Source organism: Sphingomonas sp. Leaf231 (assembly GCF_001421995.1).
In the GTDB taxonomy this organism is placed as follows: Bacteria; Pseudomonadota; Alphaproteobacteria; order Sphingomonadales; family Sphingomonadaceae; genus Sphingomonas.
The window spans coordinates 156,096-166,752 of sequence record NZ_LMLS01000006.1 but is presented as its reverse complement, the minus strand read 5'-3'; the positions used below and the strand labels follow the sequence as shown (position 1 = coordinate 166,752).

Here is a 10,657-nt window from a genome sequence, read left to right as displayed (position 1 = left end):
TGATCCCCAACTCGGCGGCCACCTCGGTCTGCATCCGACCGCTCGTCTCCCACAGCGCCACCGCTTCACGCTTGAACTCGTCCGTGAACCGACGCTTCGTCGTAATCGCCATTATACACCTCCTGGCTCCGCAGAACCTATCATCGGTGTCCGTCAAACCGAGGGAAGATCAACTTCCGTCTCCTCACGAAGGCGGACTCTAGCTCAAACTGGCAGAGTTTCAGGGGAGCACGTCACCAAGCAGGGAAGACGTCACCGGCAACCGCGGAAGGCGCATGGAAGCATGCCGCCCGGAACGATACTGGACTGAATATCAAAAATCGCTATCGGGAACCCGGCCATGCGCACGGTCAGTCTCAGCAACGGTCGATCCTTCCGCGTCGATCCCGGAGTCTCGATTCTTGAGGCGGCCAATGCCGCGGGAATAACGCTCGAATACAGTTGCCGTACGGGTCGGTGCGGTGTTTGCAAGGCACCGCTTCTGGCAGGAAAGACCACCATCCTGCGCTCCGAAGAGGAAAGCCTGACCGACCAGGAGGCACTCGACGGCCTGATCCTGACCTGTTGCCGGTCCGTCGACAGCGATGTTTCCCTCGATATTGAATCGCTCGATCGCCTGGCCGGGATCGAGATACGCACCATGCCCGCACGGATCGTTTCGATCGAGCGACTTGCGCAGGAGATTGTCCGGGTCGTCCTGAAGACGCCGCCAGCCACACCGCTGCGCTTTGTTCCCGGGCAATACATCGATGTGATCGCCGATGGTGCCCGTCGAAGCTACAGTCTTGCCAACGCCCCGCGGGCCGATGGCCTGTTGGAACTCATCGTGAAACGATATCCCGGCGGACATCTCAGCGCGTTCTGGTTCGAGCGGGCAAAGCCGAATGACCTGATCCGCCTCGAAGGACCGTTCGGCACCTTCTTCCGACGTGCCCCGGAGCCGACGAACATCGTCTTTCTTGCGACGGGGACCGGGATCGCGCCGATCAAGGCATTGCTGGAGGAGATCGCGGCGGATCGGGAAACGGGCCGGCCTCGACGTATCCGGGTGTTCTGGGGCAATCGCGACGCGGAAAATTTCTGCTGGGATCCGGTTGCTCTGGGACTGGATATTGGCTTTCATCACCTGCTCTCCAGCGCCGATCCCGACTGGTCCGGCAGACGGGGGTACGTGCACGATACGGCTATCGCCGACGGCATCGATCCTGCCGACACGATAGTTTATGCTTGCGGCTCCAGCGCAATGATCGCATCGGCGCGTGACGCTCTGATCGCACGCGGATTGCCTCCGCGCCGCTTCCTCTCCGACGCGTTCGTCAGCTCGAACTGAGGTAAGAAAGAATGAAGGCAGTTATCCTCGCGGGTGGCCTCGGTACGCGTTTCGCCGAGGAAACCAGTCTGCGGCCCAAGCCGATGATCGAGGTCGGGGGGCGACCGATCCTGTGGCACATCATGAAGATCTACGCCGCGCACGGCGTCACGGATTTCGTGATCTGCTGCGGCTACAAGGGCTATGTAATCAAGGAATATTTCGCCAATTATTTCCTGCACATGTCCGACGTCACCTTCGACATGCGCGCCAATGAGATGATCGTCCACGAAAAGCGTGCCGAGCCGTGGAAGGTGACGCTGGTCGACACCGGCGACGACAGCATGACCGGCGGGCGCCTGAAGCGCGTGCGCGAACATGTGAAGGACGAGGAATTCTTCTTCTTCACCTATGGCGACGGGGTCGGCGACATCGACATCACGCAGTCGATCGCCTTTCACCGCGCGCATGGAAAGATCGCGACGTTGACGGCAACCTATCCGCCCGGGCGCTTTGGCGCGCTGCAGATGGACCAGGCACAGGTCACGCATTTTCTTGAGAAGCCGCAAGGGGATGGCGGCATGATCAATGGCGGGTTCTTCGTACTCGATCCGAAGGTGATCGACTATATCGAGAACGATGCGACGATCTGGGAACAAGAGCCGCTGCGCCGTCTTGCCGCGGATGGTCAGTTGATGGCGTTCGAGCATCACGGTTTCTGGCAGCCGATGGACACGTTGCGCGACAAGCAGCATCTCGAGGGCCTGTGGGACAGCGGCCGTGCCCCATGGCGGATCTGGTGAGCATTTCCGGCGACGTCGATCCCGCCTTCTGGGCGGGAAAGCGTGTGTTCCTGACCGGGCACACCGGCTTCAAGGGCAGCTGGCTGTCGCTGTGGCTGCAGAAGATGGGCGCGCACGTCACCGGCTTCGCGCTCACGCCGCCAACCACGCCGTCGCTGTTCGAGGAAGCGCGCGTCGTAGGCGGCATGACGTCGATCATCGGCGACATTCGCGATCGTGAGGTCTTGGAACGGGCGTTGCTCGCGGCCGATCCGGAAATCGTGATCCACATGGCCGCGCAGCCGCTGGTGCGCGCCTCCTACGACGATCCGGTCGGCACCTATGCCACCAACGTCATGGGCACGGTGCATCTGCTTGAGGCGGTCCGCAAGGCGTGCGGCGTCCGCGCGGCGTGCGTCGTCACCACCGACAAATGCTACGAGAACCGCGAATGGGCCTGGGGCTATCGCGAGGATGAGGCGATGGGCGGTTACGACCCCTACAGCAATTCCAAGGGCTGCGCCGAGCTCGTCACCTCCGCCTATCGCCGCTCGTTCTTTGGCGGCGCGAGCAAGGCCGCGATCGCCTCGGCGCGTGCGGGCAACGTCATCGGCGGCGGGGACTGGGCCGCCGACCGCCTGATCCCCGACATCCTGCGCGCGGTCGAGAAGGGCGAGCCGGTCCTGATCCGCAACCCGCTGGCGATCCGCCCGTGGCAGCATGTGCTGGAGCCGTTGTCGGGGTATCTGACGCTGTGCCAGGCGCTGTGGCACGATCCGGCGGTTGCGGCGGACGCGTGGAACTTCGGCCCGCGCGATGAGGATGCGCAGCCGGTGCAGTGGATCGTCGAGCGGATGTGCGAGGCTTGGGGCGACAGCGCGGGGTGGACCCGCGACGAAAGCGTCCAGCCGCACGAGGCGCATTATCTGAAGCTCGACATCTCCAAGGCCCGTGCCGGGCTGCACTGGCGCCCGCGCTGGTCGTTGGGAACGGCGCTGGAGAGCATCGTCGTGTGGCATCGCGCCTGGCGTGCGGGCGACGACATGCATGATTACTGCCATTCCGAGCTGGAGCGCTTCGCCGGCGCCCGCTTCGTTCACGCCGCATAGGATTTAGGACCGCCCATGACCGCCCCAATGACCGCCGACGACCTCCGCAAGCAGATCCGCCAGCTTGTCGGCCAATATGCCGAAGCCCAGTTCGCGCCCAGGCCGTTCGTCCGGGGCGAGACGGTGATCCCGCCCGCCGGCAAGGTGATCGGCGCGCCCGAGATCGAGTTGATGGTCGAGGCGTCGCTCGACGGGTGGCTGACCACCGGCCGTTTCAACACCGAGTTCGAGGCCGGGCTCGCCAAGCTGCTGGGCGCGCCGTACGTGCTGACCACCACGTCGGGGTCGTCGGCCAACCTCCTGGCGCTGTCGTGCCTGACCAGCCACAAGCTGGGCGATCGCCGCCTGAAGCCGGGGGACGAGGTCATCACCGTCGCGGCGGGCTTCCCGACCACGGTTAACCCGTCGATCCAACACGGGTTGATCCCGGTGTTCGTCGACGTCGACGTGCCGACCTACAACATCGACGCGTCGCTGATCGAGGCGGCGATCACCGAGAAGACCGGCGCGATCATGATCGCGCACACGCTGGGCAATCCGTTCGACCTGGCCGAGGTGCGCCGCATCTGCGACGAACATGACCTGTGGCTGGTCGAGGATTGCTGCGACGCGCTGGGCGCCACGTTCCTGGATGCCAGGACCGGCGCGCACAAGAACGTCGGGTTGTGGGGCGATGTCGCCACGGTCAGCTTCTATCCCGCGCATCATATCACGATGGGTGAGGGCGGCGCGGTGTTCACGCAGTCGCTGGAACTGCGCCCGATCATCGAGAGCATCCGCGACTGGGGTCGCGACTGCTATTGCGCGCCGGGTTGCGACAACACCTGCGGGTCGCGTTTCGGGCAGCAGCACGGCACGCTGCCATTCGGCTACGACCATAAATACGTCTACAGCCATCTCGGCTACAATCTGAAGATCACCGACATGCAGGCGGCGTGCGGGCTGGCGCAGCTGGACCGCGCCGAGGGCTTCGTCGCAACACGTCGCCGCAACTTCGACCTGCTGACCCAGCGGCTGAAGGGGATGGAGGAGATCTTCATCCTGCCCGAGGCGACGCCGGATTCGAACCCGTCGTGGTTCGGCTATCCGCTGATGCTGCGCGACGGCGTGGACGCCAAGCGCGTCGACGTCACGCGCTTCCTAGACCAGAACAAGATCGGCACGCGGTTGCTGTTCGCAGGCAACCTGACGCGCCAGCCGTATTTCCAGCATGTCGACTACCGCGTGGTCGGCGACCTGACGCAGACCGACCGGGTGATGAACAACACCTTCTGGCTGGGGCTTTTCCCGGCGCTGGGCCAGGAGCATTTCGACTATGTCGGCGAGAAGCTCGAAGAGTTTTTCGGGCTGAACTTCTGAGGACGCCCGCGACGATGCTGGTGGAAGATACCGAAATCCCGGGATGTCACGTTCTTCAGACGAGGGTGCTCCACGACGAGCGTGGTACGTTTACCAAGACGTTTCACGCTCCCATGTTCGAGGATGCGACGCTGCGCACCGACTGGGTGGAAGAGTATTTCACGCTCTCGGCGCAGGGTGTGGTGCGTGGAATGCACTTCCAGCGTCCACCCGCCGATCATGCGAAGATGGTTTTCTGTCTTGTCGGCAAGGTGCTGGATGTCGTCGTTGACCTTCGCAAGGGATCACCTGCCTTCGGCCGGGCATTGGGTTTCGAGCTGACCGCTGACAACGGGCGCGGACTTTACCTGCCGGCTGGCTGCGCCCATGGCTTCCTGTCGTTGAGCGGGACGAGCGGGATGTACTACAAGGTCACGAGCGTATATTCACCGGAACATGACGCGGGCATCGCGTGGGACAGCATCGACTTCGACTGGCCGATCGCCGATCCGCTGCTGTCGCCGCGCGATCGGTCGCATCCGGCGCTGACAGATTTCGATACTCCGTTCATCTTCGCAAAGGATTGATCGATGCCGCGTGCGCTCGTCACCGGCGCGACCGGTTTCATCGGCGGTCATCTCGTCGCTGCCCTGGCGCACGCGGGATGGGAGGTTCACGCCCTCGCACGGACGACACCCCCCCCTGGGGACGCGCAGGCGCATTGGCTAGACGGTTCGCACGAGCGGCTGCTCTCGATCCTCGCCGACGTCCAGCCCGACGTGACATTCCATCTCGCATCACTGTTCCTCGCCAGCCATACCCCTGCGCAGGTGACGGAGCTGGCGGCCGCAAACATCAGCTTCCCCATGCAATTGGTCGAGGCGATGGTGCGGACGGGATGTCGCCGCCTGGTCAATACCGGCACGGCATGGCAGTTCGATGCGGCGGGGATGCAGCGGCCGGTCAATCTCTATGCCGCGACGAAACAGGCTTTCGATGCCATCCTCCCCTATTATCAGGATGTCGAGGCCCTGTCGGTCGTGTCGCTGCGCCTGTTCGACACCTATGGCCAGGGCGATCCGCGCCGCAAGCTGATCCGCATCCTGCTGGATGCCGCCCGGACGGGCGAGGTGCTGGATATGTCCCCTGGCGAACAGATCGTCGACCTGACGCATGTCGACGACGTGACGGCGGCGTTCGTCACCGCCGGGCAGCGCCTGATCGCCGCCCGCGCCCCGCTGGCCGAGGATTGGTTCGTCAGCGGCGAGCGGCAGTCGCTCCGCGATCTGGTCGCCAAGGTGGAGGATGCCATCGATCGTGCGCTGGGCGTAAACTTCGGTGGAAGGCCGTATCGTGACCGGGAAGTGATGGTTCCGGTCGATCCGAGCGGCAGGATCCTGCCCGACTGGCAGCGACGGCGATCGTTGGCGGAAGCGCTGCCGGCGATGATGTCCGCCTGATCCTCGATCATGCTGCGCCGTCTCAAGGACAATCCCGGATTGCTGGCCGGTTTCTTCGCGCAGGCCCTGCAATATGGTGCCGGTCTTATCCTGATGCCGTTCGTGGTCAGCCGGCTTTCGGTCGCGGAGGTGGGGATATGGTATGTATTCCTCACGGTGCAAAGCTTGGCGACCGTTGCGGACTTCGGGTTCCAGCCGACCTTCGCGCGCTTCTTCTCGCTCGCGCATTCCGGTGTGCCCGCGCTAGCCCGCGAAGGCGTCACCGTCGCCGGTGACGGAACGCCCAACGTCGCATTGACGCGGTCGCTATTGAGCGTGGCCAGGCGACTGTATCTGATACTGGCGCTGGCGACCCTTGCGTTACTATGCGTCTTCGGAACACCTTACGTTTCGAACCTGGCCAAGGTCGGCGAAATCGACGTCGGCTATATCCGCGCGTCATGGCTGCTGTTCGCATCCGCAGTCGCCGTCAGCCTATATTTCATGTGGATACCGGCGTTTCTGCTGGGCAGCAGCAAGGTCGCGTCGAACTATTTCTACCTGATCTTCTCGCGCGGCGGATTTGCGCTGTTCGGAATCGTCGTCCTTCTGGCGGGGGGCGGATTGCTGGCCCTGGCGGCAGGCTTCCTGGCCAGCCAATTGGTGGCGCGCCTGATCGCCGTGGCAATGTTGCGGGGGACGTCGGCCACCGGCACGCAGCCCGGCACCCGCGAAGAAGCCCGCATCGTCCTGGCGGCGGTCTGGCCCAATGCCAGCCGGCTGGGACTGGTGGCGATCGGGGCATTCTTCATCACGCGCTACAACATCTTCCTTCTTTCCAGCACCCTCGGGCTGAAGGCGTCCGCCAGCTACGGAATATGCTTCCAGCTTCTCAGCGGCATATCGTCCGTGGGGCAGCTTCCGATCCAGGCCAGTCTGGCGAAAGTCGTCAGTGCCCGGGTCACGGGCGGCATGGCGCGTTTCCGCCGGTTGATCGCCGGATCTGCGGCATTCTACGGCGCGATCTATATCCTGGGAGCGGGGATCGTCATCCTGGGCGGCGACATGCTTCTTGCCCTGATCGGTAGCCGTGTGGAGCTGTTGCCGCGCGCCACGCTGGCGGTGTTCGCGATGGTCATCGCCCTGGAAGGGTTCCATTCGATGGCCGCCTTCGTCATCACGACACGCAACGCTGTCCCGTTCGTGCTTCCCGCGCTTCTCTCGGGCGTCGCCGTCGCCGTCTCGACGACCGCGGCGGTGAAGCTGGGATATGGCGTTGCGGGCGTCGTGATCTGCCAAGGGCTCGTTCAATTGGCGTATAACAACTGGAAGTGGCCGCTGATGGTGTATCGGGAGTGCAGGGCATGAGCGCACTGCCCCTGCGTCACGCGCTCGACGATCACGATCACGTTCGATCGAACGTCCGTTTCGAGGGGCGGCTGCATCCTGCGCCTGTCATCACGTTCGCCATTCCCACCTTCAACCGGCCGACTCTGGCGACAGAGGCGATCGCAAGCGTACTGGCCCAGACCCACGCCGTTCCGATCGAGATATTGATCGTCGACAACGCCTCCGACCCGGACAACGTCCGGTCGCTGACGAAAGCGTTGTCGCGGATGGACGATCCGCCGCTACGGTACTTGGTCAACGACACGAATATCGGGATGTTTCCGAACTGGAACCGCTGCGTCAAGGAGGCGCGCGGGCGATGGATCACGATATTGAATGACGACGACCTGCTGGTGCCGGCGTTCCTCGACCGGATGCTGGCCCATATCGACTTGGCTCGCGGCGACACCGCCTACACCTGTGACGTCTCGATCCTCGATCAGCGCGAAGCGCGCCCCCGTCGACGGCGCATCGCCCCTGCCCTGTCAGCGACGAAGGGACTGATCCGGTCGGGTGGACGCTCGCTCGTCCCTATCACGCCGCAGAAGCTGTTCTGGGCCCATGTTTCCGGAACCGGACTGGGCATGATCTTCCCGAAGGCCATGATCGAGAAGCTTGGCGGTTTCTATCCGGAAGACCATCCGACCGCCGATTATTTCTTCCACGTGCGCCTGGCATCCGCCGGACGACTTTACCGGGTGCCGGAACGGCTGGGAGTGATGCGCGTCCAGGTCAACGAATCACAAAAGCCGGCAACGCTCCTGGGATTTCTCGTCAACAATCTGCGGCTGCGATCGGCGCTCATCCAGGCCGGAATGGTGCCTGCATCGTGGGCGCGATATCTCCCGGCCCTCATATCCCGTGAGCGACGCGCGTTCGCGCGGATGTGGGGCGTGCCGCTGTCGCGATCGGACGTCCAGGCCGCTACCGGCGTCGCGGAGCGTTCCGGCAACGCCCGGGACATCGTCATCCTGCTCCGGCGGCTATGGCATGGTGCCGTGTAGGGCACGCCGGACGATCCCGCATCAGGCCCTTCCATCTTCGCGACGTATCCGGACCATCGCCCCTATTCTTCGAGATGCGCCGTGATGATGCCGTCGACCCGCCGGGCATCGAACCGCTCCTCCGCCAGGCGGCGACTGGCCTGACCCATGCGGCGGGCAAGACCGGGCTGGGTGATCAGCCGCTCCATCGCGGCCTCCAGTTGGTCGACGTTCCTGATATCCACCAGATAGCCGTTTTCGCCCACGACCACGGTGTCCCTGCATCCGACATGATCGGTCGTGATGATCGCGCGGCCGAGTGCCATCGCCTCCTGAATGCTCCGTGGCACCCCCTCCCGGTAGAAGGACGGCAAGACGAAGACGTCGCATTTTTTTAGCCATCCCTGGATATCGTCGACGCGACCCGGCCAGATGACCAATCCCTTCTCCGTCCACTCCGACAGTTCGGATCTCTGCAGCGAGCCGGGATTGTCGTCCACCTCGCCCAGCAGGAGGAACGAGGTGTCGGGGTACCGGGTCTTTATCCGTCGCGCGGCCTCGACATAGTCGCGGACGCCTTTCTCGACGATCATGCGGGCGGCAAGGGCAAAGACCCGGGCGGTCGCATTGACCGGGGCTGGTTCATAGCAGTCCAGCTCGACACCGATCCCGCCGATATTCTCCACCCGCGTTGCCGGCACATGAAGCCGTTCGACCAGAATATCGCGATCCTCCCCGTTGAGCACAAGGACGCGGTTCACCAGCGTGAGCGACGATCGCAGCAATGCCTTCATCACCGCCGCGATCGTGCGATGCCGCAGCCGTTCGTTCGCGCCAGGTGCAAAACCATAACCGAGCCCTTCGAGCAGCACGATACGGCGCCGCACGCCGGCAATGCCCGCCGCGATGGATCCATAGATCGCCGGCTTCATGAAGTAGCAGAGCACAGCCTGCGGTCGACTGCGCCGCAGCAGTCCGGCGATCTCCAACGTCGTGCGCGCATCCTGCCAGGGATTGGTGCCGCTACGCTGCATATGGAAACGCACCGCACGCGCGCCCAGAGCCTCTACCGCTGCGGCAGTGTCCGGCGCGTAATCGGGCGCATAGGCGTCGATGCGATGCCCCCGGCCAACCAATTTCCTGATCAACGAACTCCTGAACGACAGGAGCGATTGCGCACTGTTTCCGATAATCGCGATCAACATCGTCCCTCAGATCCACTTTACCCACAGGATATTGGAATAGGGAATCCAGTAGCTCGCAAAGGTAGCGTACAAGAACCACACCAGCATCTGCCCTCCATATGCGGCGATCACCATCATCGTGAAGGGCAATTCCAGATGACGATTCCGCATCGCGAAGCTTGCCGCCAGCCCGGCGTATGCGACGCTTTGCATGGGAATCAGCAGAACGCCGATCCGGTCCATGATTGTACGGGAAGGAACTAGGAAATACAGCGGCAGCAGCGCCACCATCATCATGGCCATATTGCGGAACAATTTCGAGCGGTCCACAAAAAGAGCCTGCCTGTCCTTGATGAGCAGGAAGGCAACGCCCCCGCTCGAGCAAACGAGGATACGGGGAAGCGCGCCCGACGAATCGATATCGCCCTCAAGATACAGCGACAGGATGTCGTTCAATCCGCTCGACACGATGAGCAGGAGCGCGGCAAACGCCAGAACACCGCCGACGACGATGCTGACCCATCGATGCTTGTTGCTGGCAAGCAAGAACGCGGGGAAGACGAGAAAGGCCGATTTGTGGAAGAACAGCGCAAGGCACAGCCAGCCGATCCATTTCCAATGGAACACACCGCGAAAATGGTGACAGGCCAGCATGATGCAGCCGACAGCCACCGCCTGCCGTGTATAGCCCATGGCCGTGATGATGACGAGGTTCGGAACCGCTACCGCCAACGCCAGTCCGGGTCGAGGCAGGATCCGGCACAATTGGATCAGGCCATAGGAGAACAGTGCCGCGCAGATGAGGTTGACGTGCCATATCTGACCGCCAGCACGGCCTACGATCCAGTTCGTGAACGAATAGGCGCTGTCGCCCTGCTTTAGGGCATCGAGGAGCGATGAGCGGACATTGTCGAGAAAGATGGTTTCGTATGTCGTCCAGTCGACGCCGATCTGGTATCGGTATCCGACGAAAACCGTGATGAACACGCCGCAAAGGACAGGGATAACGATCTGGTCTTCCCGCTCCCACAGGCGAAGGACGGCGATGGTCGAAAAGACGATGAACGTCGCGAGATAGATGAACAAGCGGGCTTCCTTGACGCTGCGGCTGGTCGGTGCTGCGA

Annotated in this window: 11 protein-coding genes; 8 read left to right on the top strand and 3 right to left on the bottom strand. The window is 63.1% G+C overall.

Features of this window, described 5'->3' with window-relative positions:
- On the bottom strand, nucleotides 1-112 hold a 112-nt coding region (locus ASE95_RS17900; protein WP_156347896.1), incomplete at its 3' end, for a transposase.
- Between the two features lie 228 nt (nucleotides 113-340).
- Here ASE95_RS17900 and ASE95_RS17010 point away from each other — a divergent pair.
- The 8 genes from ASE95_RS17010 to ASE95_RS16975 are packed head-to-tail and all read left to right on the top strand — an operon-like array spanning nucleotide 341 to nucleotide 8,370.
- Nucleotides 341-1,330, top strand: a complete 990-nt coding sequence (locus tag ASE95_RS17010; protein ID WP_056639112.1) for an FAD-binding oxidoreductase — start codon at nucleotides 341-343, stop codon at nucleotides 1,328-1,330.
- Between the two features lie 11 nt (nucleotides 1,331-1,341).
- A complete protein-coding gene (gene rfbF / locus ASE95_RS17005) occupies nucleotides 1,342-2,112 on the top strand; it encodes a glucose-1-phosphate cytidylyltransferase (RefSeq protein WP_056639109.1) in 771 nt (256 codons plus the stop codon).
- A complete protein-coding gene (gene rfbG / locus ASE95_RS17000) occupies nucleotides 2,109-3,200 on the top strand; it encodes a CDP-glucose 4,6-dehydratase (RefSeq protein WP_235528392.1) in 1,092 nt (363 codons plus the stop codon). The genes rfbF and rfbG overlap by 4 nt, the downstream gene beginning before the upstream one ends.
- A gap of 15 nt (nucleotides 3,201-3,215) precedes the next feature.
- Nucleotides 3,216-4,559, top strand: coding sequence for a lipopolysaccharide biosynthesis protein RfbH (gene rfbH / locus ASE95_RS16995; RefSeq protein ID WP_235528391.1), 1,344 nt, complete (start codon nucleotides 3,216-3,218; stop codon nucleotides 4,557-4,559).
- Nucleotides 4,560-4,573: 14 nt separating this feature from the next.
- On the top strand, nucleotides 4,574-5,125 hold the full coding sequence (gene rfbC, locus ASE95_RS16990; RefSeq protein ID WP_056639103.1) for a dTDP-4-dehydrorhamnose 3,5-epimerase: 552 nt from the start codon (nucleotides 4,574-4,576) through the stop codon (nucleotides 5,123-5,125).
- 3 nt (nucleotides 5,126-5,128) lie between these two features.
- On the top strand, nucleotides 5,129-5,998 hold the full coding sequence (locus tag ASE95_RS16985; protein WP_056639100.1) for an NAD-dependent epimerase/dehydratase family protein: 870 nt from the start codon (nucleotides 5,129-5,131) through the stop codon (nucleotides 5,996-5,998).
- Nucleotides 5,999-6,007: 9 nt separating this feature from the next.
- Nucleotides 6,008-7,345 carry an O-unit flippase-like protein gene (wzx, locus tag ASE95_RS16980; RefSeq protein ID WP_056639097.1) on the top strand — a complete coding sequence of 446 codons (1,338 nt, stop codon included), beginning with the start codon at nucleotides 6,008-6,010 and terminating at the stop codon, nucleotides 7,343-7,345.
- A complete protein-coding gene (locus ASE95_RS16975; protein WP_056639095.1) occupies nucleotides 7,342-8,370 on the top strand; it encodes a glycosyltransferase family 2 protein in 1,029 nt (342 codons plus the stop codon). The genes wzx and ASE95_RS16975 overlap by 4 nt, the downstream gene beginning before the upstream one ends.
- Before the next feature lie 62 nt (nucleotides 8,371-8,432).
- On the opposite strand, the gene ASE95_RS16970 is transcribed toward ASE95_RS16975, so the two are convergent.
- Both ASE95_RS16970 and ASE95_RS16965 read right to left on the bottom strand, forming a co-directional pair.
- Entirely contained in the window at nucleotides 8,433-9,554 is a 1,122-nt protein-coding gene (locus ASE95_RS16970) for a glycosyltransferase family 4 protein (protein WP_056639093.1), read from the bottom strand.
- 6 nt (nucleotides 9,555-9,560) lie between these two features.
- The gene (locus tag ASE95_RS16965) at nucleotides 9,561-10,619 is read right to left on the bottom strand and encodes an EpsG family protein (protein WP_056639089.1); all 1,059 of its coding nucleotides are present in this window, start codon (nucleotides 10,617-10,619) and stop codon (nucleotides 9,561-9,563) included.
- Nucleotides 10,620-10,657: the final 38 nt, after the last annotated feature.